This is a genomic window from Anaerococcus degeneri (genome assembly GCF_017874475.1).
GTDB classification, from domain to species: Bacteria; Bacillota; Clostridia; order Tissierellales; family Peptoniphilaceae; genus Anaerococcus; species Anaerococcus degeneri.
The window spans coordinates 1-26,991 of sequence record NZ_JAGGLO010000007.1; the positions used below are offsets into that span (position 1 = coordinate 1).

Below are 26,991 nucleotides of genomic sequence, written 5' to 3' on the forward strand. Positions count from 1 at the left end.
AATTATAGAAAAATTAACAATAAAACGAGAGGGTAGAGGTCGGGAAACCTTGTATTAGGGTAGGAATTCTGCCCAAGCGGCCGAGAGCGGCCAAACTATCAAGACTCGCATAGTCGTGAGTCTTTTTTAGTATAAAAAATTGATATTATCCTAATCTTTAACGAGATAGTAGAGGTCGGGCAACAGTGTGGTAGAGTATGAGTATTGCCCAAGCGGCCGAGAGCGACCAAATAATCAAGACTCACATTACGTGAGCCTTTTTAGTATATAATATAAAGTCACTAACGAGAAAGCAGAGTTTAGCAATGGTTGAATTCAGGAATTTGTTTTCTTTGTATTATTAAATTGCATGAAAAAAGACGACAGTATAAAGGCCTATCGCCTGATTTTCAGATTATTTCATTTCATTTTCTTCTAGGTCTTTTAATGTTATACCTTTTTCGTTCTTCCAACTTGTTCTTCCATTTGCGTTTGTTCCCAAAACAAAAGCGGCTGCATAAGATGGACTATTAAACAAATAGTTTTTATTCAACTTTCCATCTACAATTTCATTTTTATCTATACATTGCTCCCTCAATCCTTTTATCGATTTTGGAATGGCAGTAGAATCTATAATTTCTATCATACTATCCTTTAGTACTACAAAACCCTCATCTGTTCTTTTGCATTTTGCCTCTATCAATCTATGTGACTTACCACTTTTTCTAGAAAGATATAGGGATAACTCTTTTTCGTCTCTAGTATTTTCATATTTTTCTTTTGTATCTTTATCGACTATAGGAACGAATATTTTATAGCCTAAGACACCAAGTACCATTTTAGAATACTCTACAAAATCTTCCAATTCTGATTCTTTTTCTTCGGTTACATTTCCAGGGTTTGGATCATTTCCATTTCTTACTTTGTACCTATCTACATCAATAGCCATGTTAGTGAATTTATTCTCTAGATATGAGATTTCTGTAGGTCCAAATGAGTTATTTTGTGTGGTTAACATGACTGCATCTGAAAAATAAATTTCATCTTTTAAGTGTTCTGATACCCTAAATAAAACACCTTCACCATTTTTTCTTATTCCAGCTTGTCCTATATAAACTTCGTCATCCCCGTCATCGTTCTTGCCAAATAAAAAAAATACTCCACTTTGTTTTAAATCCTGTCTATCTTTACATTTTTCAAGATATGGCCTAGGAACTTTATAAGCTAAGCCTGTCCAATTTGATAGGGTACACTTTATTCTACCAGTAACTTCTCCGTCCATTAGAAAAAGATTGAAATTTTTGCTGCTTTTCATTTTAGTACTCCAAACATTATATAATAATTGCATTATACCAGTTAATATTTTTTATTTATTATCATTTTAATGGAGAGTTTTTTATTAAATCTAGTTTAAAAGTCTTTAATTTGGTAGATTTAAAGAAAATCTTTAAAAAATTACAAAAATTTCTTATTTTGGTGTTTAAAATCACATTATCAGGGTATAATAGTAATAAGAAAAATTAAATAGTTTTCTTACCCACTGGCACAGGGTTTAAGAAAATTGAATATTATTTATAGATTTATTTGATTTTGATGCTTTTATGGACTGCTGGTGATTTGTAAGTTTCTAGTATATCTACTTTGCTTATGAATTTATAGAAAAAGTGGTGGAAGATAAGTGTAAAAGATGAGCCATCTGACGTTTTTCTATATGATTTGGACTAAGAGTTTTGAGAAAGAAAATAATTTTATAAAGTATTTTGTAAGCCTGTTGCTAATAGAAAAGAAGATTTCACATAAAGTAGGAATGTTTAGGAAGTCTAAGGACTTCGCATATAGAAAGGAAATAAGCGTGATTGAACCTAAATCAGAACGCTGTGCCAGTGGGGAAAAATAATCGACTTTGAAGTGTAAAGAAATTTCAGAGTCGATTTTTTGTGCTTATTTTTACCAAATTTTATTATAAAAAGGACCTATTATATTTTTTTGTTTAAGTTTTTCTTATTTTGAGTAAGTTAAAGTTTATTCGGTTTTTTGTTTGAATTCTATTTTTGTATTCTATATTATTTATTAAGTATTTTATCCTAAATCTATTGAACAAATTTTCCCCTATTTTTATTTATTTAATTGATATATTCTCTTCATATTTATGCTAATTACATATAATCATTTATTTTTCTTAAATTATTAGCAAATAAAAAGTTAAAGAAATACAAAAGGCTATTGCGAATGACTTGCAATAGGTGTATGATAATATTTGTTGCAAATCACTTGCACATTAGGAGGAAGATTATGTTTAAAAATTTTAAAAAATTATTTTTTATATTAGCCCTTATTTTAGTTCCTATGACATCTTGTGGCAGGGAAGATAAAAAGATAGACGATAAGCCACTTGAGGCTAAAAGTAGCGGGGATAAAAAGACTATTTATGCTAGTTTTTATCCAGTGGCTGAGCTTGTCAAAATGATTTCAGGCGATAAGTATGATGTTAAAACAATAATAGAAACTAGTGAAGAGCCTCATTCTTTTGAGCTTACCAGCCAAGCAATGAAGGATTTGAGCAAGGCTGATTTAATTGCTTATAATGGGGCTGGTATGGAGTCTTTTATTGATGATTTGAAGGACAATGTCAAAGATGATGATAAATTTTTGGATTTATCAGATGGTCTCACTCTTTTAGATTCTTCTAAAGAAGGCTCTGATATGGCTTCTATAAATCCTCACACCTGGCTTTCTATAAAAAATGCCAAGGTTATGGTTGATAATATTTATAGGAAGCTTTCTAGTATGGATTCTGATAATGAAAAGTATTATAAAGACAAGCTTGACGAAGCCCTTGCTAAGTTTGATGACCTTGATAAGAAGTTTTCTGACGAACTTTCGAAGGTTAAGGATAGGGAGAAATATTTTGTTGTTTCTCATGCTGCATTTAATTATCTAGCAGATGATTATGGCCTTAAGCAAGTGGCTGTAACTGGGATATCACCAGAAGAGGAACCTTCAGCTAAGGACCTTAAGACTATAGCGGATTTCGTTAAAGAAAAGAATATTAAGACTATATTTTTTGAAGGCAAAGCAACTCCAAAAGTGGCTGAGACTTTGGCAAAAAATACAGGCACTAAGACTTCAACTCTCTATACAATGGAAAATCTTGATGATGATATGATAGAAAAGGGTTATTTTGGCCTTATGCAAGAAAATTTGAAGGCTTTGGTTGAATCTTTCAATGAGTAGAGAGGTATTGAAGGTAGAAGGTCTCAGCTTTGCCTATGAGAAGGACCTTATTCTTGATAATGTTAGTTTTGAAATCAACCAGGGTGACTTTGTTGGCTTGGTTGGGGCAAATGGGGTTGGCAAGTCCACACTTCTTAAACTTATTTTGGGCGATCTAAAGCCAAGGAATGGGCAAATAAAAATATTTGGAGACGATATAAGAAAAGATAGGCATTATAGGAATCTTGCTTATATTTCACAAAATGCAGTGGAATCTTATAGAAATTTCCCTACAAGTATTGAAGAATCAATTAAAATTCACCTTTCTTATCTTAAAAAGCAGGCTGATCCAAAGGAAATAATGGCAAAACTTGGCTTATACGAACATAGAAATAAATCTCTAAGCGAATTGTCAGGTGGGCAAATTCAAAGGTTTGCAATAAGCCTAGCTCTTATTAAAGATGCAAGTCTTATCCTGCTTGATGAGCCAACTACAGGTATAGATGAAAATTTTTCTAAGGATTTTTTTGAGAATCTCAAGAATCTAAAAGACGATGGGAAAACAATAATAATAATTACCCACCAGCTAGATATGGCGGGTCTATTTGTAGATTACGCTTTGAGAATCAAGAAGGGAAAAATAGACAGAATAAGCAAAGATAAGCTTAGTTTGTGAGGTAGTATGCTAGATATATTTGAATATGAATTTATGCAAAGGGCTTTTATTGTTGGAGGGTTTCTGGCTTTGATTTTGCCATGTATGGGTCAACTAGTCCTACTTAAAAGACTATCAATGATAGGAGACACACTCTCCCACTCATCCCTTGCTGGCCTTACTATAGGGCTTGCCTTTGGATTTAGCCCAATTCTTGCGGCTATTATTGCTTGTCTTTTAGCAGGACTTTCTATAGAAATAATTAGAAATAAATTGAAATCCTATCAAGAAATTTCAACAGTTATTATTTTAGCAGCATCAATTGGTCTTGCAGGGATATTTTCATCTATGGTCAAAAACACCAATGCTATATCGTCTTATTTATTTGGTTCTATTGTGACAATATCTGATGAAGAATTTTATTTGGTTATAGGGGTCGCTGTATTCGTGCTTGCTTCTTATTCCATACTTTATAAAAAGCTATATTTAACAATTTTCGACCAGCAAGCAGCTAGGATTATGGGCATAAATACAAGAATAATCAATTTATTTATAACATTTTTAACAGCAATTGCTGTGTCTATTTCGGCTAAGACTATTGGTTCTTTGATAGTTTCGTCAATCTTGGTAATACCAAGTATATGTGCTATGCAATATACTAAAACTTACAAGCAGACCTTGTTGTTATCTATAGGTTTTTCTATGATTTTTGTATTTTTAGGTCTGATAATATCTTATTACCTAGATTTAAAACCGGGCTCTGTAATAGTATTAATATCAGTTTTTTGGCTAATAATAAGCCTAATAATTAAGAAAAAATAAAGGAGAAATGATGAAAAATAATAAAAATATCGGAAAAGTAGTCTTATTTGCTTGTATTTTTTTGACAAGTCTAAGCTCATGCTCCCTATTAAAAAATAAGAAAGAAGAAAAAAATCTTCAACAAAATCAAGTGAATACAAGTCAAAAAGTCACATATGAGGCTAAAAAAACTAGCCTTAAGAAAGACACAACTACCGAAGTTTTGGTGGATTCTGAAATTAAAAAGGAAGACATAGTTAAAATAGTAAAACACGGTGATCATTGGCACGTATTTACCAAGGATGGTAGAGAAAAAATAACTTATTCTGATCCGAATCAAATTAAGGATAATTCTAATTTTGAAATGGTCAGTGTAGTCGGAAAAAGCCAACTAAAAAACAAAAATGTAGTGGCAATCAAGAAACACGGCGACCACTACCATGTCTACCTAGCAGATGGTACAGAATATTTGACTTATGAAGACCCATCAGCCCTATTTCCAAATATAAAAATAGGAACTTATGTGGGAAGCCACGGCCAACAAAATGCTGGCAAAAGCAAGGCTCAAAAGCTAGTAGAAAATAAAAAGGTAAAAGAAAAACTAGAAAAAGACGATGAAAGAGTTATCAAAATCCTAAAACATGGAGACCACTACCATATTTATACCTCAAAGGGCAATGAATTTGTGACCTATGAAGACCCAAGAAGCCTATATCCAAATGCATCTTATGGTCTATATGAAGGTAACCACGGTGATAGGAAAAATATGATAGCCAAAATCCTCAAGGAAGATAAGGAAAACCAAGCTAAGAAAAAAGCGGCCGGTATAAAAGATGAGAAGGAAAACTCAGACAAACTAGTAGGAGCAGACAAACTTGTAAAAGTAGAAGAAAATAAGAAAACTCACAATGTGGTGAGTATATTAAGGCATGGAGACCATTGGCATGTATATACAGCAGATGGAGGGGAGTACATCACTTACTCAGACCCATCTTCCTCTTATCCAGATGTAGCAGTGGGAACTTATGTAGGCAGTCATGGTGGGGAAAAAGAAGATAAAAAAGAAAATAAAGGTCAAGGCAAAACAGGAGATAAGCAAGGGACAGAAAATTCAAACGATAAGGAATCGGACGGACTTTTGACCATAGAGAACCTTAAAATTACAAACATCCTAGGTAAGGAAAAAGTTAACCGCTATGATATAGTCAAGATTTTAAAACATGGTGATCATTACCATATTTACGACTCAAAGGGTAGGGAAGGTGTAACCCATGTAAACCCACAAGACCTATATCCAAGGGCAAGCTTTGGTCAATATGAAGGAAGTCATGGAGATGGGGACAAAAATAAAGACAAATTTAAGTGGCCAGAAGGGGTTACAAAAATAGTAAGCCACGGAGATCACTGGCATCTCTATAAGGGTGATGATGAAATAGGAGTAGTCACAGAAAATCCAAAACCACATTATCCAAATGCAGAATATATAGATGAATCAAAAGATTATTCAAATGTAGAAGTTGGTGATGGTGATTTATTCACATACGAAAGCGTAAATCCTAAGAAAATACCAGGAATTGAAAAAATCTTCGATAAAAGATTTAATGAAATGAATAGCTTTGGCCAAATAACAGATGAAAAACCGGCCTATGGTCCAGGTGGCCAATACAAGGGCGGCAAGGTATTCTACTGGCTCCATGGCGACCACTACCACTACCTAAGCATAGAAGACTTAGTAAAAATGGAAAAAGCGGGAGAACTTGGTAAATTTACCGCAAAAGATATAGTAGCGACCCTTAAATACAAAATGGAAAATCCAAGTGAAAAAATAGTCAATGACTACGATGACGAAAAATCAGAGATCCTAAGATACAACATCGTGGAAATGCTTAAAAGGGAATATCCTGATGCTTATGTACAAAATATAGACCTTAACTTTAATATTCATGGATCAGATGACTTTACCTTCCATATAAGTGATTTTGAAGAAAAAGATGGAAAGATAGTCTACAAAAAAGGCAAACTTCCAGAGATGAAAAAGAAAGATCCTGAAGAAGAAAGCCCTAAAGAAAATGAAAAAGAAAAGCCATCGGAAGCTGCCCCTTCCACAAATGAAGGAGGAGCAGAAGGCGAAACTAAGGAAGAAAAGAAAGAAATAAATCAAGAAGAGAAAAAAGAAGACCTAGAAAAAGCCCAAGATGGTTATGCAAGTAGGGAAGAAGCAGAAGAAGCTGCTAAAAAAGCCCTAAAAAGCGATTTTGCAAACAATTCTTATGACCTTTTTAAAGGAGCAAATGGAAGATGGTACTATAGCTTAAAGGTAAGCTAAGAACGAAAAAAGCACTTAAAATCAGACTTAAGTGCTTTTTTTATTTGCTTAGTAACTTTTCAGTATTTACAGTATAATTTTTATAAGAAAATTCGGGAGATGAATTTTATGGATATTAATTTTAAAAGACAAATAATGAATGATTTTTCAATAGGAGAAGAAGAATTCTGCTCAATAAATAATATTTTTACCTATAATAATCCAAAAGATGACTTTCTTTTTTATAATAAGTCAGATTTTTCTATAATTTGCACAAATAATAAGGTCTTTATGAGGTCTTGTAATCAAAAACTCATAGAAAAATTAGAAGCTAAATACAAAGCCTATCCAGGTCAATGGTTTTCTGAGGCTAACAACATTAGAAAGCTATCGTCAATATTAACTGAATTTGATATTGAAATTGATAATTTTTTCCCGTTGATGAGCTTTTCTGACAGGAAAGTTTGGGTCAAAGACTTTGAATTTACAAGGATAGACAAGGAAGATATAGGCAGATTTAAGGGCAAGACCAAAATGGCTTTTGCCTTTGATGAGGATGACAGAATAGGACTTGGTTTTTATGATGGCAAAGACCTAGTAGCCCTTGCTGGGGCCTCTGTTTCTGGCAAATACCTTTGGGATATAGGCTTGGAGAAATTTTCTGAAAGTTCTAATTACCAGGGTCTTAGTGCCTCTATTTTAAGGAGGATATCTCTAATTATAAAGGAAGAAAACGAGGATAAAAGCCCGATTACCGCTACCCAATTTTCTCACACAAAATCTATAAACACCGCCATAAGGGCTGGGTTTGAGATGAATCTTTGCATGACTGGAAGGAAAAAATAGGCTGACATTTACTTTGGTTCTTATTGACAAAATCGCCGAAAGTGGTAATTTATAATAGTGGTGAGAATTTTTGGAATGTAGCCAAGCCGGTAAGGCACCAGATTCTGACTCTGGAGATCACAGGTTCGAATCCTGTCATTCCAGCCAAAATCAAAATCCGTAGGATAATTCTGCGGATTTTTTTATTTTGAAATTTTTTTGGCATAGGCAAGCTGATAATTCACCATATTCTGTATTTTCTATGCTTGGTAGAAAAGCTAATCTTGATTAAAACTTAGCTAGAAATATTGAAAATTCTTCTAAATAGATTCTTGATTTTAATATTAATTAAAGTCCAAAACTATGTAGATTTTATAAGACTTGCGGGAGGCTTCTAGATTTTGTTGTCCTAGAGCCTAGTCTAGAGGAAGCTAGAAAAGTGTGCTTACATTTAAATAATTAATAAAATTTCCCAACAAAAAACCAACCTATAAAGGTTGGCTTTTGTCTAGGTTTCCTAGTTTGGGATTCTTTTTTTATTAGAAATCTACCTTTTCTCCGTAGTAAGCAGCGTGGTAGATTTTCTTTATGTCTTCTGGGCTTGTTTCTCTTGGGTTTGTGAGTGTACAAGCGTCTTTGAAGGCATTTTCGCTCATCTTATCTAAAACTTCTAGGAAGTCTTTTTCTTCGATTACTGTGTTTTTGCCGTCTTTGATATTTGCTGTTATGCCTACAGCTTGATTTAATTTTCTGATTTCTTCTGCTATATCATCTACGCCTAGGATTTTTTCGATTTCTTTGTATTTATCGCAGGCTTTTCTGTTGTAGTCAATTATGTATGGAAGCATGATTGCGTTGGCTTCGCCGTGGGTTAGGTGGAAGATGCCGCCGATTTTGTGGGCCATAGAGTGAACTATACCAAGGGAAGCATTTGTAAATGCCATACCTGCTATACATGAAGCGATGTGCATTTTTTCGCGAGCTACCATGTCGTCGCCGTCATCGTAGGCTTTCTTAAGGTATCCGAAAACTAGCTCTATAGCTCTGATTGCGTATGGGTCTGTAAAATCATCTGAAGCTGTAGATACAAAGGCTTCGACAGCGTGGGTCATTACGTCCATACCTGTTGCTGCTGTGATCTTTGGAGGCATAGTTGCTGGAATTCTCATATCAAGAAGGGCTACTTCTGGAACGAAATCTGGGTGAACAAGTGGGTATTTGATTTCTTTTTCTGTATCGGTTATTACTGAGAAAGCGGTAATTTCACTTGCTGTACCAGATGTAGATGGGATACAAATCATTCTTGCCTTGTTTTTTAATGGTGGGTTATCAAAAGCAGCTAGTCTTTCGAAATCCCAATCTGGGTGTTCATAGAAAACCCACATAGCTTTGGCAGCGTCCATTGCAGAACCACCACCGATTGCGATTATCCATTCAGGTTCAAATTCAGCCATCTTTGCACCGCCAGCTAGGCAAGTTTTAACTGATGGGTCTGGTTCTACGCCGTCAATTATCAAAACTTCCATGCCTGCTTTTTCTAATTGTTCCTTAGCTTCATCTAGGAAACCAAATCTTTTCATTGAAGATCCACCAGTGACAAGGACAGCTTTTTTGCCCTTAAGGGTGGCTAGGTAGTCGAGTGCGTTTTCACCGTGAACTATGGTGTTTGGTACTGAAAATGTTGTATATGTCATAAAATCCTCCAAATCTATTTTTCGTTAATTAATTAATTAACAATCTACTTTTAATATACCACATCTATTAAGTTATGTAAAGGTTTACCCAAATATAAAAGAATATTCTTTATGAAAAATTTTGAATTTTCCTAAAAATGACAGTCAAGACTCAAATAATTTGACTCAAAAATGGGAAAAAATTAATTTAAAAGTATAATTAACCATAGTACACTAATACATAAACTAATTAAAGGAGACATATATGGGCTTATCATTAGCTATGAAAATATTAAAAAATCACTTACTAAAAGGAGAACTCAAGACTGGAGAAGAGATTGCCATAAAAATCGACCAGACCTTGACCCAGGATTCTACAGGGACTATGGCCTATCTCCAACTTGAGGCAATGGATATAGAAAATGTGGCGACAGAAAATTCTGTAGCATACATTGACCACAATATCTTGCAGGCAGGTTTTGAAAATGCAGATGACCACGAATTTATAAAATCAGCTGCTAATAAGTTTGGTATCACATTTTCAAAGGCTGGTGGCGGAATTTGCCACCAAGTTAACCTCGAACAATTCGCTAAACCTGGCGATACCCTCCTAGGCTCTGACTCCCATACTCCTACAGGTGGCGGCATGGGTGAGCTTGCCATAGGGGCAGGTGGTCTTGAAGTGGCTGTTGCTATGGCCAAGGGTTTTTATTTTGTAAAGGTCCCAAAAATCTTCAGGGTAAATCTAATAAACTCCCTAAATCCTGCGGCTAACGCCAAGGATGTCATCCTTTATATTTTGGGAAAACTCACCGTTAAGGGCGGCACAGGCTATATAATGGAATACACAGGAGAAGGCGTTAAGTCACTTTCTGTGACAGATAGGGCAACCATTTGCAATATGGGGGCGGAATTGGGAGCGACAACTTCGATTTTCCCATCAGATGAAAACACAAAAGCCTACCTAAAAAGCCAGGGAAGGGAAGAAGACTATGTTGAACTTTCAGCCGATTCTGACGCTTTTTATGATGAATCAATTGAAATTGACCTGGGCAAAATTGCGCCAGCTGTTGCTAAGCCACATTTTCCTGACCAATACTCGAAAGTTATAGACCTTGGCAAAATAAAACTCGACCAAGTTGCCATAGGATCTTGTACAAATTCTTCCTATATGGATTTGATGAAGGTGGCAGCAATCCTTGATGGAAGGAAGGTCCACCCAGATGTGTCCCTAGTTATTTCACCAGGATCTGCAACAATATTAGAGAAGATTTCTGAAAATGGAGCTTTGGCGACTATGATTAAGGCGGGGGCAAGGGTCCTTGAATCTGGTTGTGGGCCATGTATTGGTATGGGCCAGGCACCAAGGTCTGGAGGTGTTTCCCTAAGGTCTTTTAATAGGAATTTTAAGGGCAGGTCTGGAACTATGGATGCACAAATTTATCTCGCAAGCCCAGAAACTTGTGCGGCAAGTGCTGTCCTGGGCTACATTGCAGACCCAAGTGACCTTGATTATAAAGAAGATTTTGATAAAAATGTAAGCTTTAACCACACAGACGCCTATTTTATTAGGCCAGAAAAAGATTTGTCAAAGAGAATCAAAGAAACTGTCAAGGGCAAGAATATCAAGCCTTTCCCAAAGGCGGAGAAGGCAGGAGATATAGATAAAAAAGTGGTTTACAAGGCGGGAGATGGGATAACTACCGATGATATTTGCCCATCAAATGCTCATCTTTTGCCATTTAGGTCAAATATTGAATACCTATCAAACTTTGCCTTCACAACAAAAATCGACGATTTTAAGGACAGGTGCCAGGCAAATGGCGGGGGAATTATTGTCGCTGGCGAAAACTACGGCCAAGGCTCATCCAGAGAACACGCAGCCCTCCTTCCTTTGTTCTTGGGGATTAAGGCGGTTGTTGCCAAATCTTTTGCTAGAATTCACAGGTCAAACCTTATAAACAACGCAATCTTGCCACTAGTATTTGAAAATGAATCTGATTACGAAAAAATTTCTGAATTTGACGATATAAAAATTTCTAACATGGAAAAATCAATTGAAACCGGAGAATTTATCCTAGAAGATCTTACAAAAAATATAAAAATAAAACTAAAGGGAGATTTTTCTGACAGAGAAAAGGAAATTCTCCTAGAAGGCGGATATTTAAACTACGCCAAGAACCTAGATTTGGAGGAAAAATGAAAATCACACTGATAAGGGGCGATGGAATCGGGCCAGAAATCACAGCAGCCATGGAAAAAGTTGTGGGAGCCCTTGGAATCGACCTAGAATTTGAGGAAATAAACGCAGGTCTTTCTGTTTTTGAAGAGGAAGGGGTCTACATTCTCCAAAGGCTTTTTGATTCAATAAATAAAAACAAAATCGCCATCAAGGGCCCAATTACAACTCCAATTGGGCATGGTTTTAGGTCTATAAATGTGGAACTCAGAAAGAAATTCGACCTTTTTGCCAATATCAGGCCAATCAAGGTTCCAGGCCCTCTTGAATTGAAATTTGACGGTGTGGATATGGTAATCTTTAGGGAAAACACCGAAGACCTCTACGCAGGAATTGAAGAGAAAATTTCCTCTGACGAAGCCCATTCTATCAAGGTTATAACTAGGGAAAAATCTCAGAGGATTATAGAAAAGGCCTTTGAATATGCCAGAAAAAATGCCAGAAATAAGGTAAGTATCATTACCAAGGCAAATATCATGAAGCTTTCTGACGGACTTTTTCTCGAAGTTGGCAGAGAAGTCTCCAAAAAATTCCCAGATATAGAATTTGAAGAACTTTTGGTCGACAATACAGCCATGCAAATGGTAATGAATCCTGGCCGTTTTGACGTTCTTGTCACAGAAAATCTTTACGGTGATATTTTATCAGACCTTGGTGCAGGCCTTGTTGGCGGACTCGGTCTAATGCCAGGGGTAAATAAGGGAAAAGATATTGCAATTTACGAATCTATCCACGGTTCTGCTCCAGATATAGCTGGTAAAAATCTGGCTAATCCTATTGCCATGCTTTTGACCTTGTGTCTTCTCCTTGATGATATAAATGAAAAAGAAAAGGCAGAAAAAATCAGAAGTGCCATCTACAAGACCTTGGCAGATAAGAAAAATTACACCAGGGACTTGGGCGGAGAAAACACCACCACCGGCATAACAGACGCCATTATTAGCAATTTAGGAAATTAAAATGGATAAGAATTTAGAAGAAAAACTAAGGGCCTATGCTGGAGAAATTGAAAAAGCAACAAGGATTGATAAGGAAATTTACGAAAAATATGCGATAAAAAGGGGCCTTAGGAACAAAAACGGAACGGGAGTTTTGGTTGGAGTGACCAAGGTCGGTGACGTTTGTGGTTACCAAATCAAGGACGGGGAAAAAATCCCAGCTGATGGCGAGCTTTATTACAGGGGTTATCCTTTGACAAGCCTAGTCCGTGACATAGAAGGAAGCGACCGACTTGGTTTTGAAGAGGTCATCTACCTTTTGCTTTTTGATAAACTTGCAAATGAAAACCAGCTTTCAAATTTTAAAAAAATCCTAGTCGAAAACCGAATTCTTCCACCATATTTCATAGAAGACACCATTATGAAGGTGCCAGGATCGGATATTATGAACAAGATGATGAGATCCATGCTTGCCCTCTATACCTATGACGAAAATCCCGATGGGACAGATTCCCAAAACGTCCTAGGCCAGGCCTTATCTTTAATTGCCAAAATGCCTCTGATTGCCATTTATTCCTATCAGGTAAAAATCCACAATTTTGATAAGAAATCGCTGATTATTCACAATCCAGACCCAGAAAAATCTATAGCAGAAAATATATTGGCCATGCTAAGGCCAGACCAGAAATACACAAGGGAAGAGGCGGCAATCCTCGATTTGCTTTTAATAATCCACGCTGAGCACGGTGGCGGAAACAATTCTGCCTTTGCAACCCACGTAGTATCATCATCGGGAACTGATTCTTATTCTGCTATGGCAGCAGGTCTTGCCTCCCTCAAAGGGCCAAGGCACGGCGGAGCCAATATCAAGGTGGCCAAGATGCTTGATAATATAAAGGAAAATGTCAAAGACAGGGAAGATAAGGAAGAGATAAAAGAATATCTTGAAAAAATTTTGGACAAAAAAGCCTTTGACGGCGAGGGGTTAATTTATGGCCTAGGCCACGCAGTCTACACACTTTCTGATCCGAGGGCGGTTTTACTCAAGGAAAAGGCCAGAGATTTGGCGGAAATAAAGGGAAGGCAAGTTGATTTTAATTTTGTAGAAAATGTTGAAAAAATCGGCCAAAACTTAATCCAAGAAAAGTTTAATAGGGCCTACCCACCATGCGCCAATGTTGACCTCTATTCAGGCTTGGTTTATGACATGCTAGGAATCCCAAGAGAACTATTTTTACCAATTTTTGCCATAGCAAGGACAGTCGGCTGGTCAGCCCACAGGCTAGAACAAATCGCCGACAAAAAAATAATCAGACCTGCCTACAAGTCTTTAAGCGAGAGGAAAAAATACATAAATTTGGATCAAAGATAATAATTAAGTGTGTCTTAGGGCACACTTTTTTCTTATTAAAGTATAGTAAGTGGAGAGAGGAGCAAAAATGAATAGTGATTTAACAAGAGAAACAAATTTAAAAAGGAATATAGGCCTTGATCTGACTAGGATTTTGGCATTTTTGTCTGTTATTGGCGTTCATTTTTTCCTCAATACAGACTTTTATAGGGTCCCACTTAGGGGCAAGAGGATGGTTCTTATGGCTGGTCTTAGGACTAGCCTTATGGTCTGCGTGCCCTTGTTTTTGCTTCTTACAGGCTATTTGCTTTCTGCTAAGGACCTTCCCTTAGAAGCGGCAAGGCTTAAAAAATATTATAAAAAAATTATCCCAGTTCTTTTGACCTACGCCTTAGCCATGGCTCTTGTTTTTGGGGTTTCTAGGTTAAGTGGAGACGGGTCTTACACTTTTAAAAAGCTAATTTTTGGGATTTTTGGCTACAAGGAGTATTCTTGGTATGTGAATATGTATATTGGCCTTTTTCTCTTAAGCCCATTTTTGATTGATATTTGGTCAAGCATAGGGGATAAGAGGACCCACCAGGTCTTGATAGGAGTTTTTTGTTTTTTGACAATCGGCCCGACCGTTTTCAATGTCCACGACTTATCAAGTCTTAAGGCGATTTTTTCAGCCTATGATTCAAATAAGATTAACCATCTCTTGCCTGGTTGGTGGAACAACATTTACCCACTCACATATTTTTTCCTAGGGGCATACTTGAGAGAATATGTGGATTTCAAAAAAATAAGGCCGGTAAGGGCATTTGTGGCTTTTGTTTTGATAATTTTTACATCAACACTCTATAATATTTGGAGGTCACACGGAGGTGTTTTTCAAATCCAAGCCTGGAATTCTTGGGGGAGTTTGCAAAATACAACAAGTTCTATCTGCCTTTTTATTTTGATAAACTCACTTGCACCAGCAAGTGTGAATCAAAAGACCGAGAGATTTTTAGGTTACATTTCAAAACTAACCTTTGGAGCCTATATCCTATCGGCTCTTTCCGATAAAATTGTTTATGGTTTTGTAAATGCCAAGATAGGTGGAGCTAAGGAAGCTATGGCCTATATGCCACTTATAGTCCTAAGCTCAGCCTTAATTGCCCTTTTACTTGCTGGATTGGTTGACTTTGTAAGTGGGAAAATTTTAGAAAAAGCTTTTAAGTAAAATTTGTAAAATAGGATTTGGAATAAATATTGTTGGGAATTTTATTTTAAAATCAAATAAAAATTAAAAAGAGCGAAGTTTATCTTCGCTCTTTTTGGGCCTTTAAGTGGAGGTTAAACCACTTAAATGAGCCATTCTCGGGAGGGTCTATTTTTTCTTGATTCTCTTTCTTGTATCAAGGGCTACTGTTAAGATGATTAGGATACCCTTGATAATGATTTGTACATAGGAGTTAAGGCCTATGTATAAAAGTCCGTAGTTAATTACTTGGAGGATGATTGATCCAAGTACGATTCCTGGGATTGTTCCTATACCGCCTGAGAAGGAAACTCCGCCAATTAGACAGGCTTCGATTGCGTCTAGGTCGTAGGCGTCTCCTGTTGTTGATGTTACAGATCCGAGCCTTGGTCCTTCAAGGAAACCTGATAGGCCGTACATAATACCAGAGATTATGAAGACTATCATAATGGTTCTTGTTACGTTAATACCAGATACTTCGGCCGCTTCTGGGTTGCCACCTACGGCGAACATATTTTTGCCGAGGACTGTTTTATTCCAGATAAACCACATAGCTACTGATGCTATGGCAGCGTAGATTATGAGGTATGGAAATTGTAGTTCAGTGCCTGGTATATGGAAGCCGCCCCTTACGAGGTTGGCGTATCTTTCGTCAAAACCACCGATTGGTTGTGGTCCAAATGGGTTGGCTGCTATGAATAATTGGAGGATACCAAAGATTGCAAGTTGAACACCTAGGGATGATATAAAGGCGTGGAGTTTAAGATAGGCTACTCCAAAACCGTTTATAGCTCCGCAGATGGCGCCGATTGCTATTGCAGCCAAAAGTCCAACTATGATTGATGGATTTTGGATATTTGGGAAGAATTTTTGGGCAAAGCCAGGTGATTGTAAGAGGGCACCAGCTATAGCCGCAGTAAATCCTACTATCCTACCTGCTGAAAGGTCTGTACCTGCAAGGATTAATAGACCGCCTGTACCAAGGGCTATAAATAGCCTGGTTGAGGTTTGAGATAGGATGTTTAAAATGTTTTTTGGGTTGGTTATAAAGGTCGGATCAACGATAATTATGCCGGTTATAAGGGCGGCAATTATGATGATCAGAGCGTTGTTTAACATAAACTCTTTAAAATTAAAAGGTTTTTTATTTTCTGTTTTTTCCATTTTGTCACCTATACATACTTAGCCTGTAAAGCCATTATCTTTTCTTGGGTCAAGTTTTCGTCGTTTTTCTCTATGCCAGCAAGTCTACCATTACTCATAACCATAATTCGGTTGCAGACCATTTGGAGTTCTGCCATTTCTGATGAGATAAAGATGACTGACTTGCCTTCCTTGGCCAAATCGCCTATTAGCTTATAGATTTCGTATTTGGCACCAACATCTATACCACGGGTTGGCTCATCTAGGAGGAGGACGTCCGGGTCAGTTAAAAGCCAGCGGCCAATGATTACCTTTTGTTGGTTACCACCAGAAAGGTTCATAATCTTTGTTGATTGGCTTGGAGTTTTAACTTCCATTGACTCTATGACCTTGTCAGTGTCTTCCTTTAGGGCCTTTTCACTTACAATTGAGTGGTTGGAATATTTTTTGATGTTGGCTATGGTTGCATTTAGCCTGATGGCTGCATAAGGGAAGATGCCTGTGGCCCTTCTTTCTTCGGTAACAAGGGCAAAGCCGTTTTTGATAGCTTCGATTGGGTCCTTGTTTTCTACTTCCTTGCCGTGAATGAAAATTTGACCAGATGCTTTCTGTCTTAGGCCAAAGATTGTTTCCACTAGTTCTGTTCTTCTGGAACCAACCAAGCCTGCCACTCCGAGGATTTCGCCCTTTTGTAGGGTGAAACTTATGTCTGTGACGGTTGGTTTATACTTGCCTGAAAGGTTTTTAACTTCAAGCATGACCTCATCTTGGATATATTCGTCGGTCTTTAGGCTTGTTGCGTCGATTTTTCTACCAACCATAAGCCTAATTATTTCATCCTTGCTAAGCTCGCTTGCAGGTTTACAGTCGATGAATTTACCATCACGCATAACTGTTACAAAGTCAGAAATAGAAAGAATTTCTTCCATCTTGTGGGAGATGTAAATTATTCCTACGCCTTGGTCCCTAAGTTTGTTTATAATTTCAAATAATTTGTCAACTTCAGATTCTGTTAGAGAACTGGTTGGCTCATCTAAAACTAGGATTTTAGCGTCATAGGAAACGGCCTTTGCTATTTCTATAAGCTGTCTTTCCGCAACTGAATACTTGCCGATAATCTTTTTTGGGTCAAAGTTTAGGCCAAGCCTGTCAAAGAGGTCTTGGGTTTCTTGGTTCATTTTTTTGTGGTCTATGATTCCATATTTGTTTGGAAACCTGCCAAGCATAATATTTTCAGCGACAGATCTCATAGACACCTGGTTTAATTCTTGGTGAACCATAGCAACCCCACTATCTAGGGCGTCTTTTGGGTCCTTGTAGGAAACCTTTTTGCCGTCTATGTAGATTTCACCAGAATCTGGAGTATATATGCCAAAGAGGCACTTCATGAGGGTAGATTTACCAGCACCATTTTCTCCCATCAAGGCGTGGACTGTGCCTCTCTCTAGGGAGAAGTCTACCTCGTCGAGGGCCTTGACACCCGGGAAAGTCTTGGTAATTTTTCTCATTTCTAATAAATTACTCATATCTTCCTCTCTATAATAATTCAGAGGCAAGGAATAAACCAATGCCTCTGAATAATAAACTACTATTTACCTGTGTAGATTTGATAATCAATTCTGATTGATTTTTTATCTGCTCCAAGTTTATATTCTGTACCGTCAATAAAGTCGCCATTTCCTAGTCTATTTTTCATAGTAACGATAAGAGCTTTTGCCATACCTTCAGCATCTTGTTTTACAGTACCAGACATTGTTCCCTTGTCTATTTCTGCAACAGCAAGGTCTGTAGCGTCTACACCTACAACTACCATGTTATCTTTAGAAGAACCAGTATTCATGCCAACTGCTTGTAGGGCTGAGATAGCACCGATTGCCATACCGTCGTTGTTAGCGATAACTGCATCGATATTGTCTTGGTTGGTTTGTAGCCATGTATCCATAGCTGTTTTAGCCTTGTCTGTATCCCATTTAGCATCTTGGAATGCAACTTCATTAACTTTGATGCCGTTTTCTTCAAGAGTTTTTACAGAATATTCTGTTCTTGCTTGAGCTTCAGGGTTATCAAGACCACCGTTAAGCATTACATAGTCAAGAACTCCGTTGCCATTTCTATCCATGTCGCCTTTTTTCCAAAGATCTGTTAGGATTTGACCTTGCATCTTACCAGCTTCTGGAGCATCTGTACCAACGAATAAGAAGGCTTTTAGGTCTTCTTCTTTCATAGATTCAGTCATATCTCTGTTAAAAAATGCTGTTGGAATTCCGCTTGCTTTGATTGTTTCCATAGCTGTTGGAGCTGCGGAAATGTCTACGATATTAAGAAGAATACCGTCAACGCCTTGAGCGATAACGTTGTTAAGTTGGTCTGTTTGTGTACCTTGGTTGTTTTGACCATCTTGGAAAACAAGTTCGATAGAGTCGTCTTCTTCGTCAAGTTTTTCTAGTTGTTGACGAACAGATGCGATATATGTATCAGAACCATTATAAAGAAGAACAGCGATTTTCCTAGTCTTACCGTCTGATTTTTCTTCTTTGCCTTCTTCAGCTTTTTCTTCTACTTTAGCTTCTTCCTTGCCTTCTTCAGCTGGTTTGTTTGAACCACAGCTTGTAATACCAAGTGATAAAGCCATCACCAATGCTAAGCTTGCAAATTTTCTAATATTCATAATTCCCTCCTGTGAATATTATAATAACGATTTCCTTATTCTAAAATGAATGATTTTTAGGAATCGCCCCGAATTAGCAAAACGTTTTTTATTTGCTATCGTAACTTAAATATATACTATTTCTAAATTTCTGTCAACACTTTCTGACAATAACAAACAGAAATTTTTTAGAAAATCAGGTAAAAAATTAGGGGGAAAAGATATATAAAATATTAGACAAAAGGCTAATTTTAGGCGAATAAGGAAAATTTAGGTCTGGGAATAAAAAATTAAAAAAGTCATAAAATAGTTTAAAAAACTTTTTCCAGAAATGAAAAACAAGGTGTAAAAAATCTCTTAAATTCTTATTTTTTGGGTATTTATAATATAAATAAAAATAAAAACGTTTTATTGACAAGAAAGTTATATGGGTATATACTTAAGCCAAACAAAAACGAACACGAAAGAACACGAGGAGGCAAGATGAGTAAGGAAATTTATTTAGGAGTAGATGGCGGAGGCACAAAAACAGCCTTTATCTTAGAAAAAGACGGAGAAACATTTCTCCACAAAGAAGGAACAATCCACTTAAGCCAAATTTCTAGAGATGAGTTTAAAAAGAGAATTAGAAATGCTGTAGAAGTCCTTACAAAAGAAGCGGGGCTCACAAACAAAGATATAGCCTACACCTTTGTATCAGTACCAGGCTATGGACAATATCCAGAAGATGAAGCCTTTATAGATGAGAGCCTAAGGGAGATTTTGGGGACAGATAATTTCAAAGTCGGCAACGACTGCCTAAATGCCTGGGCAGGTTCTCTAAATGCCAAGCCGGGTATTAACATAATTCTGGGCACTGGATCAATCGGCTTTGGCCTTGATGATAAGGGAAATTCATTAAGGTGCGGCGGCTGGGGTCCACTAATTTCTGACGAATCAAGTGGCTATTACCTTGGACTTAGACTTATAAATTATTTCACCAAACAAAGTGATGGTAGAATCCCAAAAACTATGCTATATGACCTAATGAAAGAAGAACTAAAAATCGATGATGATTTTGAAATAATCCCGATGGCAGAAGGCATGACCAGGGATGAACTAGCGGCAGTGAGCAAGATTTTAGGAAAACTATTAGAAAATAAAGACCAATGTGCCCTAGAATTAATAGATAGGGCAGGCTACGAGGCAGCCCTAACCATAAATACCCTAGCAAAAAAATTAAGTTTTGAAGGAGAAGTCCTAGCATCTTATTCTGGTGGGGTCTTTAATTTAGGCTCTATTTTGATAGACTCTATTGAAAAATACCTGGATGAAAATATTAGGCTTTTAGCTCCATACGCAGATCCTACACAGGGAGCTTTGATATTGGCAAAAAAATACTCGGAAGAAGATAAATAAAAAAATATAAAAGTGCATTAGATTTTTCTTTTATATTGAAAAATCATAAAATAAGCTCTTTGTATACCATATTGGTAGGCAGAGAGCTTTTTGATTGAGAAAAAATGGACAAGGATAATTAGGAAAAATTATATACTTATATGTTTAAATATGTTTGAATAAAAACAATTTATAGATAAGAATGAGAAAAAATGGAAAGACAATTAAAAAACAATCCAAAAAAACCTTGACACAATCGTTTTCTTGATATATACTATAATCAAACAAAAACAAACACAAACAAATAAAAGCGAAAAGGAGGCAGTATGAAAGTATTTCTAGCATCCGATATGGATGGCAAATGGTTAAAAGACGCCCTAGTTGAAGAATTAAAGAGACTTGGCTATGACTACGAAGACCTTACAGAAGAGGGCTTTGACCTAGTTGATAGCTCCAAGGCCGTATGCCAAAAGTTACTTGAAGTAGATGGCATGCTCACATCAGGCTCTGATGACCAATCAGTAGGTGTGGTTATCGACAAGTACGGAGCAGGCTCTTACATGGCTTGTTCTAAACACAAGGGAATGATTGCTGCAGAAGTTAGCGAAGAAAGATCAGCCCTCATGACAAAAAGACACAACGGTGCAAGAATCCTGGTTATGGGCTCATCCATTGTAGGCGAAGAACTTGCCAAATCATGCTTAAGATCATTCTTATCTCACGGTTATGACGGTGGTCGTCACCAAATAAGAATTGATATGCTAAACAAAATGCTTTAAGGAGGTCTTTTATGAAAATAGCTTTAGGATGCGATCATATAGTAACAAGTCTTAAGATGCAGGTATCAGACCATCTTAAGAGTCTAGGTCACGAAGTTTACGACGTTGGCTGCTACGATAACACTAGGACCCACTACCCAATTTACGGCAAAAGAGTTGGCGAACTTGTAGGCAGCGGCGAATGTGACCTAGGAGTAGTGCTTTGTGGTACAGGTGTTGGAATTACAACAGCTGTAAACAAGGCCTTCGGCACAAGATGTGCCCTAGTAAGGGATGTAGAAACAGCAAGGGCTGCCAGAAGAGAATTAAATGCCAATGTAATAGGCTTTGGCGGAATGATTGTTGGAAAAGACCTAGCCCTTGAAATCGTAGATGGTTTCCTAGAAACTGAATACGAACAAAGCCCTGAAAGGGAAAAAATAATTGGAAAGATTATGGCAATCGAAGAAGCCTACAAATCTGACAAAGAAAACCAAGTTGCAAACCCAGAATTCTTCACAGAATTTATAGAAAAATGGGATAGAGGTGAATATCACGATTAATTAGGAGGAGGAGATGACAAGCGAAAAGAATTTAACAAGACAAGAAATTAGTATGATAGGCTTTGAAATTGTAGCCTATGCAGGAGACGCAAGGAGTTCATTACTTGAAGCTATCAAATGTGCTAGAAGAGGTGAATTTGATAAAATTGACGGCCTTGTAAGGGACGCTCAAGAAAACCTAAATATAGCCCACGCTAAGCAAACAGAAATGCTAGCCTTAGAGGCCCAAGGGAAAGACCTTGATATCGGATTTATTATGATCCACGCTCAAGACCACCTAATGACAACCATGCTTCTCAAAGATATTGTTTACGACATTTGTGAAATTTATAAAAAATAAAAAGAGGTAAGAGATGAATAAATTAGTAGAAAGAATAGAAAAGCTTAAGCCTTTCTTTGAAAAATTATCTAGAAATATATACTTAAGGTCTATCAGAGATGGTTTCATCGCTGGTATGCCAGTTGTACTATTTTCAAGTATTTTTATCCTTATAGCCTTCGTACCAAATGCTTTTGGTATCGCTTGGTCAGATGAGACTGTAGGAATGCTTATGAAACCATATAATTATTCTATGGGCATTTTAGGTTTCTTAGTAGCAGGTACAACAGCCAAGTCATTTACCGACATGGTAAATAGGACTATGGATAAGACAAAACAAATCAACTTTATGTCTACCATGCTTGCAGCTATGATTGGATTTTTAATCCTTTCAGCAAATCCTGCTGCAGAAGGCGGATTCCTAAGTGGATTTATGGGAACAAAGGGCCTTATCACAGCCTTTATAGCAGCCTTTGTGACAGTAAACATTTACAAAGTTTGTATGAGAAATGACGTTACTATCAAGATGCCTAAAGAAGTACCTCCAAATATTTCTAGGGTATTTACAGATTTAATACCATTCTCACTTGCTATCGTCCTTCTTTATGGAGTAGACATCTTAGTGAGAAATATGTCAGGTAACAGTGTCGCTGAGTCAATAAGTTTAGGACTTGCTCCACTTTTCCAAGCAGCAGACGGCTATCTTGGACTTACACTCATCTTTGGTGCCTATGCCTTCTTCTGGTTTATAGGTATCCACGGACCATCAATTGTAGAACCAGCTATAGCAGCAGTTCTATATTCAAACGCAGAAATCAACCTTGGCCTTATGCAAGCAGGCCAACACGCAGATAAGATAATCACAGCAGGTACACAAATGTTCATAGTAACAATGGGTGGTACTGGTGCAACATTAGTTGTTCCATTTATCTTTATGCTTCTTGCAAAATCAAAGAGAAACAAGGTCGTAGGAAGGGCATCAGTAGTGCCAACCTTCTTTGGTGTAAACGAACCAATCCTCTTTGGTGCACCAATAGTACTAAACCCAATTTTCTTTGTACCATTTATCTTAGCTCCAATTGTAAACGTATGGATCTTTAAGTTCTTTGTTGACATCCTAGGCATGAACAGCTTTACTGCAAACTTACCTTGGACAACACCAGCTCCAATAGGAATGCTTCTAGGACTTAACTTCCAAGTTAAGGCAATAATTCTAATCTTTGTTCTACTAATAGTTGATACAATAATCTATTACCCATTCTTCAAGGTCTATGATGAAGAAATTTTAGAACAAGAATTATCTGGAAAATCCGATGGATCTAGCGAATTACAAGAAAAAGTAAGGGCTAATTTCAATACAGAAAAAGCTGATAAGATTTTAGCAGAAAATATAAAAGAAGAAACATCTGCAAAGACCAGTGCTGCTGATGATAAACCAATAAATGTTTTGGTTCTTTGTGCAGGCGGCGGCACAAGCGGACTTCTTGCAAACGCACTCAATGAAGCAGCAAAAGAATACGGTGCAAATGTGACAGCTATGGCTGAATCCTATGGTGCCCATAGGGACATCCTTCCAGACTTTGACCTAGTAATCCTTGCTCCACAAGTTGCTTCAAACTATGATGATATGAAACAAGAAACAGACCCACTTGGAATCAAGCTAGTTAAGACCCAAGGAGCCCAATATATTGGACTTTCTAGAGACGGCCAAGCTTCACTTGATTTTGTAAGAGAAAGTATGAAATAATGAGAAAATTACCAGAAGATTTTATATTCGGTGGTGCAACAGCAGCCTACCAATGTGAAGGTGCGACAAAAGCTGATGGCAAGGGACCTGTAGCTTGGGATAAGTATCTCGAAGAAAATTACTGGTACACAGCAGAACCAGCAAGTGATTTTTACCACAAATATCCAGTAGATCTCAAACTCGCTGAAGAGTTTGGGGTTAATGGTATAAGAATTTCTATAGCCTGGTCTAGAATATTCCCACAAGGCCTTGGAGAAGTCAACCCAAAAGGTGTTGACTTCTACCATAGGGTCTTTGCAGAATGCCATAAAAGAGGGGTAGAGCCTTTTGTAACCCTCCACCATTTTGATACACCAGAAGCCCTTCACTCAAATGGGGACTTCTTAAATAGGGAAAATATCGAACACTTTGTAGACTATGCCAAGTTCTGTTTTGAAGAATTTAAAGAAGTGAATTTCTGGACAACCTTTAATGAAATAGGACCAATAGGCGACGGTCAATACTTGGTAGGAAAATTCCCTCCAGGAATCCAATACGATTTGGCCAAAGTTTTCCAATCCCACCACAATATGATGTTAGCCCACGCTAAGGCAGTTTTTGCCTATAAGGAAGCGGGCTTTAATGGAGAAATCGGAATTGTCCATGCTCTTCCAACCAAATATCCATTTGATTCGACAGATGAGAGGGATGTGATGGCGGCAGAACTTGAAGATATAATCCACAACAAGTTTATCCTAGATGCAACTTATCTTGGAAAATATTCTGAAAAAACAATAGAAGGTGTAAACCATATCCTAGAAGTAAACGGTGGAAGCCTTGATATTAGGGATGAAGATATTGAAATCCTAACAAAGGCCAAGGACTTAAATGACTTTTTAGGAATTAACTACTACATGAGCGACTGGATGGCACACTTTGATGGGGAAACAAAGATCACTCACAACGGCAAAGGCGACAAGGGCGGTTCAGTTTACCAAATCAAGGGAGTTGGCCAAAGAAGATTTGATGTAGACGTACCAAGGACCGATTGGGACTGGATGATCTATCCAAAAGGCCTTTACGATCAAATCATGAGGGTAAAAAGAGATTATCCAAACTACAAAAAAATCTATATCACAGAAAACGGTCTAGGCTATAAGGACAAATTTGAAGATAACACTGTCTATGACGATGCAAGAATTGACTATATAAAACAACACTTCGAGGCAATTTGCGATGCCATAGATGACGGGGCGATTGTAAAGGGATACTTCCTATGGTCACTCATGGATGTATTCTCTTGGTCAAACGGCTATGAGAAGAGGTATGGCCTTTTCTATGTAGACTTTGACACCCAAGAGAGATTTCCAAAGAAAAGTGCATATTGGTTTAAAAAATTATCTAAATCTAAAGTACTGGAGTGATTAATATGAAAAAGAAAAAAACAAATTTAAATTTAATAATAGCCTTGTTAATTTGTCTCCTTCTACCTATTAGTAGAGTTAGTGCCGATACACAAATTCCTCAAGCGGATTTAAAGTCATCTATAGAATATCAAGAAATAGATGGTTTTGGAGTATCACAGTCTGCGGATGTTTACGCTGACCAAATCTATGAACATAATAAAAGAGATGAATTAATGGATTTGTTATTTTCTGATGAAAATGGTATTGGTTTAAGTATACTGAGAAGCGAAGTAGGAAATGGCTTAAATATGCCAACTATTCACCCTGATATTAATACTTGGGATTTTACAGCCTACCAGCCAGAACAATGGGTAATGCATGAAGCTAAAAATAGGGGTGTAGAAACCTTTATGAGTACAGTGTGGTCTCCACCTGCTTGGATGAAGACAAACAATAGGATAACTCGCGGTGGAAAATTAAAGAGGGAATACTATGGCGAATATGCACAATATTTAGCTGAGTATGTTAAAGGCTATAATCTATATCACGATATAAAAATTGATGCAATCTCTATTGCGAACGAGCCAGAGTATGCAGCTAGTTGGCAGTCAAATCTATGGAGTGGCGAAGATTTTAGATTGTTTGTAAAAGATTATCTAAAACCTACATTTGAAAGAGAAAATCTAGATACTAAGATAATTGTGGGAGAAGAAGCAACTTTTTCAGATAAGAGACTAAAATCTATATATAGTGATCAACAAGCTTTAGATAGTGTGGATATAATAGGAACACACTATTATCATGGTAAGCCATATTTTTTTGAACAAGCAAAAATTAATGATAAGAAAGTATGGGTGACAGAAACTTCTGAAACAATGTTGTCAGATACAGGTTTTAAAGATGGTGTAAATTGGTCAAAAAACATTCACGATACATTAACAAAAGCTGATGCTAATGCATTTGTATTTTGGTTGGGGGCAGCTTATAAAAATAACAACGAAAGTCTTATAAGACTTACAGACAAAAATAACTATATAGATGCTAAAAGATTATATTCTATGGGAAACTATAGTAAATTTATAAAGCCAGGATTTAAAAGAATTGGTGTAACGGAAAATCCGACAGGAAATCTTTACTTATCAGCTTACAAAAATGAAAATACAGGAGATATTGTAATCGTGGCTGTTAATAATGGTCAAAATAATGAAAGCATTGACTTGACATTTGATGATATTGATATGCAAAAATTAACACCATATGTAACAAATAGCAAGTATAACTTAGAAAAGCTTCCAGATTTAATTGTAAATGATAGAAGTGTGAGATTAAATGTTAGTGGATATACAACTGCAACTTTTGTAGGCAATATATTTGATCAAATTTCAGAGGAATCAATTGATTATAGGATAGATGATAATTTAGATGATTGGTCAAAAATTAGTTATCGATCAGATAATTGGTATCTAGATTCTCACAATCCATATAATGGATTTGATCATGATTATTCTAGAGCTAGAAGAACTAAGAAAACAAGTGAATATATAGTATATAAACTAGATGATTTAACTGATTTTAGAGCATCTATTTATTACTATAAAGTTTTAGATGGTTTGAGATTTGAAGTCTCTGAAGATGGAGAAAATTGGGAACAAGTAGATTATCAATATGATTCTCCAAGATTAACTGGCGGTTATTGGGAATATATAAATGTATATCCTTCAAATCAATTGCCAGAAGGTACAAATTATCTAAAAATAATTTTTGAACAAGGTGATAGAAGGTGGGACAAACAGCTATCTTCGATAAAAATTAATTAATATAGTAACAAAATTATTGTATGGATCAATG

General features: G+C 36.7%; 21 protein-coding genes and 1 tRNA gene. 17 read left to right on the top strand and 5 right to left on the bottom strand.

Going from position 1 to position 26,991, the window contains the following annotated elements; all coding sequences use genetic code 11:
• Nucleotides 1-394: 394 nt before the first annotated feature.
• Nucleotides 395-1,294, bottom strand: coding sequence for a GIY-YIG nuclease family protein (locus J2Z38_RS07420; protein WP_209774396.1), 900 nt, complete (start codon nt 1,292-1,294; stop codon nt 395-397).
• A 977-nt stretch (nt 1,295-2,271) separates the two neighbouring features.
• On the opposite strand from J2Z38_RS07420, the gene J2Z38_RS07425 reads away from it, so the two are divergent.
• The 6 genes from J2Z38_RS07425 (at nt 2,272) to J2Z38_RS07450 (ending at nt 7,946) form a co-directional block, all read left to right on the top strand.
• Complete coding sequence (locus J2Z38_RS07425; RefSeq protein WP_209774398.1) at nt 2,272-3,213, top strand: metal ABC transporter substrate-binding protein; 942 nt, start codon at nt 2,272-2,274, stop codon at nt 3,211-3,213.
• Nucleotides 3,206-3,868 (top strand): metal ABC transporter ATP-binding protein, encoded by a 663-nt coding sequence (locus J2Z38_RS07430; protein ID WP_209774403.1) that lies wholly within the window; start codon nt 3,206-3,208, stop codon nt 3,866-3,868. Before J2Z38_RS07425 ends, J2Z38_RS07430 begins: the two co-directional genes overlap by 8 nt.
• Before the next feature lie 6 nt (nt 3,869-3,874).
• Entirely contained in the window at nt 3,875-4,669 is a 795-nt protein-coding gene (locus J2Z38_RS07435) for a metal ABC transporter permease (RefSeq protein ID WP_209774405.1), read from the top strand.
• Between the two features lie 10 nt (nt 4,670-4,679).
• Nucleotides 4,680-6,974: a DUF5633 domain-containing protein gene (locus J2Z38_RS07440; RefSeq protein ID WP_209774406.1), complete on the top strand. Its 2,295-nt coding sequence runs from the start codon at nt 4,680-4,682 to the stop codon at nt 6,972-6,974.
• Nucleotides 6,975-7,082: 108 nt separating this feature from the next.
• Complete coding sequence (locus tag J2Z38_RS07445) at nt 7,083-7,799, top strand: hypothetical protein (protein ID WP_209774408.1); 717 nt, start codon at nt 7,083-7,085, stop codon at nt 7,797-7,799.
• Nucleotides 7,800-7,870: 71 nt separating this feature from the next.
• Nucleotides 7,871-7,946 (top strand) — tRNA-Gln (locus tag J2Z38_RS07450).
• Between the two features lie 371 nt (nt 7,947-8,317).
• Here the strand turns inward: J2Z38_RS07450 and J2Z38_RS07455 are convergent.
• Nucleotides 8,318-9,472 (bottom strand): iron-containing alcohol dehydrogenase, encoded by a 1,155-nt coding sequence (locus tag J2Z38_RS07455; protein WP_209774410.1) that lies wholly within the window; start codon nt 9,470-9,472, stop codon nt 8,318-8,320.
• A gap of 244 nt (nt 9,473-9,716) precedes the next feature.
• Between J2Z38_RS07455 and J2Z38_RS07460 the strand changes: the two genes are divergently transcribed.
• From J2Z38_RS07460 to J2Z38_RS07475, 4 genes are all read left to right on the top strand, one after another.
• Nucleotides 9,717-11,654 carry an aconitate hydratase gene (locus J2Z38_RS07460; protein WP_209774411.1) on the top strand — a complete coding sequence of 646 codons (1,938 nt, stop codon included), beginning with the start codon at nt 9,717-9,719 and terminating at the stop codon, nt 11,652-11,654.
• A complete protein-coding gene (locus J2Z38_RS07465) occupies nt 11,651-12,649 on the top strand; it encodes an isocitrate/isopropylmalate dehydrogenase family protein (RefSeq protein WP_209774413.1) in 999 nt (332 codons plus the stop codon). Before J2Z38_RS07460 ends, J2Z38_RS07465 begins: the two co-directional genes overlap by 4 nt.
• A gap of 1 nt (nt 12,650) precedes the next feature.
• Nucleotides 12,651-14,000, top strand: a complete 1,350-nt coding sequence (locus tag J2Z38_RS07470) for a citrate/2-methylcitrate synthase (RefSeq protein ID WP_209774414.1) — start codon at nt 12,651-12,653, stop codon at nt 13,998-14,000.
• Between the two features lie 67 nt (nt 14,001-14,067).
• Nucleotides 14,068-15,186, top strand: coding sequence for an acyltransferase family protein (locus tag J2Z38_RS07475; RefSeq protein WP_209774416.1), 1,119 nt, complete (start codon nt 14,068-14,070; stop codon nt 15,184-15,186).
• 147 nt (nt 15,187-15,333) lie between these two features.
• Here J2Z38_RS07475 and J2Z38_RS07480 read toward each other — a convergent pair whose 3' ends face one another.
• From J2Z38_RS07480 to J2Z38_RS07490, 3 genes are all read right to left on the bottom strand, one after another.
• The gene (locus J2Z38_RS07480) at nt 15,334-16,368 is read right to left on the bottom strand and encodes an ABC transporter permease subunit (RefSeq protein ID WP_209774417.1); all 1,035 of its coding nucleotides are present in this window, start codon (nt 16,366-16,368) and stop codon (nt 15,334-15,336) included.
• Between the two features lie 8 nt (nt 16,369-16,376).
• Nucleotides 16,377-17,873, bottom strand: coding sequence for a sugar ABC transporter ATP-binding protein (locus J2Z38_RS07485; protein WP_209774419.1), 1,497 nt, complete (start codon nt 17,871-17,873; stop codon nt 16,377-16,379).
• 62 nt (nt 17,874-17,935) lie between these two features.
• A complete protein-coding gene (locus J2Z38_RS07490; protein WP_209774420.1) occupies nt 17,936-19,015 on the bottom strand; it encodes a galactose ABC transporter substrate-binding protein in 1,080 nt (359 codons plus the stop codon).
• A 462-nt stretch (nt 19,016-19,477) separates the two neighbouring features.
• Here J2Z38_RS07490 and J2Z38_RS07495 point away from each other — a divergent pair, with 462 nt between their 5' ends.
• The 7 genes from J2Z38_RS07495 (at nt 19,478) to J2Z38_RS07525 (ending at nt 26,960) form a co-directional block, all read left to right on the top strand.
• Entirely contained in the window at nt 19,478-20,392 is a 915-nt protein-coding gene (locus J2Z38_RS07495) for an N-acetylglucosamine kinase (protein WP_209774422.1), read from the top strand.
• A 305-nt stretch (nt 20,393-20,697) separates the two neighbouring features.
• Complete coding sequence (locus J2Z38_RS07500) at nt 20,698-21,150, top strand: RpiB/LacA/LacB family sugar-phosphate isomerase (RefSeq protein ID WP_209774427.1); 453 nt, start codon at nt 20,698-20,700, stop codon at nt 21,148-21,150.
• A gap of 11 nt (nt 21,151-21,161) precedes the next feature.
• Nucleotides 21,162-21,692 (top strand): galactose-6-phosphate isomerase subunit LacB, encoded by a 531-nt coding sequence (gene lacB / locus J2Z38_RS07505; RefSeq protein ID WP_209774433.1) that lies wholly within the window; start codon nt 21,162-21,164, stop codon nt 21,690-21,692.
• Between the two features lie 13 nt (nt 21,693-21,705).
• On the top strand, nt 21,706-22,032 hold the full coding sequence (locus J2Z38_RS07510) for a PTS lactose/cellobiose transporter subunit IIA (protein ID WP_209774437.1): 327 nt from the start codon (nt 21,706-21,708) through the stop codon (nt 22,030-22,032).
• Between the two features lie 13 nt (nt 22,033-22,045).
• Complete coding sequence (locus tag J2Z38_RS07515) at nt 22,046-23,758, top strand: lactose-specific PTS transporter subunit EIIC (RefSeq protein ID WP_209774439.1); 1,713 nt, start codon at nt 22,046-22,048, stop codon at nt 23,756-23,758.
• The gene (lacG, locus tag J2Z38_RS07520; RefSeq protein WP_209774440.1) at nt 23,758-25,161 is read left to right on the top strand and encodes a 6-phospho-beta-galactosidase; all 1,404 of its coding nucleotides are present in this window, start codon (nt 23,758-23,760) and stop codon (nt 25,159-25,161) included. The genes J2Z38_RS07515 and lacG overlap by 1 nt, the downstream gene beginning before the upstream one ends.
• Before the next feature lie 5 nt (nt 25,162-25,166).
• Complete coding sequence (locus tag J2Z38_RS07525) at nt 25,167-26,960, top strand: glycoside hydrolase family 30 protein (RefSeq protein WP_209774442.1); 1,794 nt, start codon at nt 25,167-25,169, stop codon at nt 26,958-26,960.
• The last annotated feature ends 31 nt before the right edge of the window (nt 26,961-26,991 follow it).

Excerpts from the sequence above, each read along its gene's own strand:
- J2Z38_RS07460 (WP_209774411.1), top strand. The coding sequence starts at position 9,717 with ATGGGCTTATCATTAGCTATGAAAATATTAAAAAATCACTTACTAAAA.
- J2Z38_RS07435 (WP_209774405.1), top strand. The coding sequence starts at position 3,875 with ATGCTAGATATATTTGAATATGAATTTATGCAAAGGGCTTTTATTGTT.
- J2Z38_RS07480 (WP_209774417.1), bottom strand. The coding sequence starts at position 16,368 with ATGGAAAAAACAGAAAATAAAAAACCTTTTAATTTTAAAGAGTTTATG.
- J2Z38_RS07455 (WP_209774410.1), bottom strand. The coding sequence starts at position 9,472 with ATGACATATACAACATTTTCAGTACCAAACACCATAGTTCACGGTGAA.
- J2Z38_RS07465 (WP_209774413.1), top strand. The coding sequence starts at position 11,651 with ATGAAAATCACACTGATAAGGGGCGATGGAATCGGGCCAGAAATCACA.
- J2Z38_RS07425 (WP_209774398.1), top strand. The coding sequence starts at position 2,272 with ATGTTTAAAAATTTTAAAAAATTATTTTTTATATTAGCCCTTATTTTA.
- J2Z38_RS07495 (WP_209774422.1), top strand. The coding sequence starts at position 19,478 with ATGAGTAAGGAAATTTATTTAGGAGTAGATGGCGGAGGCACAAAAACA.
- J2Z38_RS07420 (WP_209774396.1), bottom strand. The coding sequence starts at position 1,294 with ATGAAAAGCAGCAAAAATTTCAATCTTTTTCTAATGGACGGAGAAGTT.
- J2Z38_RS07510 (WP_209774437.1), top strand. The coding sequence starts at position 21,706 with ATGACAAGCGAAAAGAATTTAACAAGACAAGAAATTAGTATGATAGGC.
- J2Z38_RS07440 (WP_209774406.1), top strand. The coding sequence starts at position 4,680 with ATGAAAAATAATAAAAATATCGGAAAAGTAGTCTTATTTGCTTGTATT.
- J2Z38_RS07515 (WP_209774439.1), top strand. The coding sequence starts at position 22,046 with ATGAATAAATTAGTAGAAAGAATAGAAAAGCTTAAGCCTTTCTTTGAA.
- lacG (WP_209774440.1), top strand. The coding sequence starts at position 23,758 with ATGAGAAAATTACCAGAAGATTTTATATTCGGTGGTGCAACAGCAGCC.
- lacB (WP_209774433.1), top strand. The coding sequence starts at position 21,162 with ATGAAAATAGCTTTAGGATGCGATCATATAGTAACAAGTCTTAAGATG.
- J2Z38_RS07485 (WP_209774419.1), bottom strand. The coding sequence starts at position 17,873 with ATGAGTAATTTATTAGAAATGAGAAAAATTACCAAGACTTTCCCGGGT.
- J2Z38_RS07470 (WP_209774414.1), top strand. The coding sequence starts at position 12,651 with ATGGATAAGAATTTAGAAGAAAAACTAAGGGCCTATGCTGGAGAAATT.
- J2Z38_RS07430 (WP_209774403.1), top strand. The coding sequence starts at position 3,206 with ATGAGTAGAGAGGTATTGAAGGTAGAAGGTCTCAGCTTTGCCTATGAG.
- J2Z38_RS07475 (WP_209774416.1), top strand. The coding sequence starts at position 14,068 with ATGAATAGTGATTTAACAAGAGAAACAAATTTAAAAAGGAATATAGGC.
- J2Z38_RS07490 (WP_209774420.1), bottom strand. The coding sequence starts at position 19,015 with ATGAATATTAGAAAATTTGCAAGCTTAGCATTGGTGATGGCTTTATCA.
- J2Z38_RS07500 (WP_209774427.1), top strand. The coding sequence starts at position 20,698 with ATGAAAGTATTTCTAGCATCCGATATGGATGGCAAATGGTTAAAAGAC.
- J2Z38_RS07525 (WP_209774442.1), top strand. The coding sequence starts at position 25,167 with ATGAAAAAGAAAAAAACAAATTTAAATTTAATAATAGCCTTGTTAATT.
- J2Z38_RS07445 (WP_209774408.1), top strand. The coding sequence starts at position 7,083 with ATGGATATTAATTTTAAAAGACAAATAATGAATGATTTTTCAATAGGA.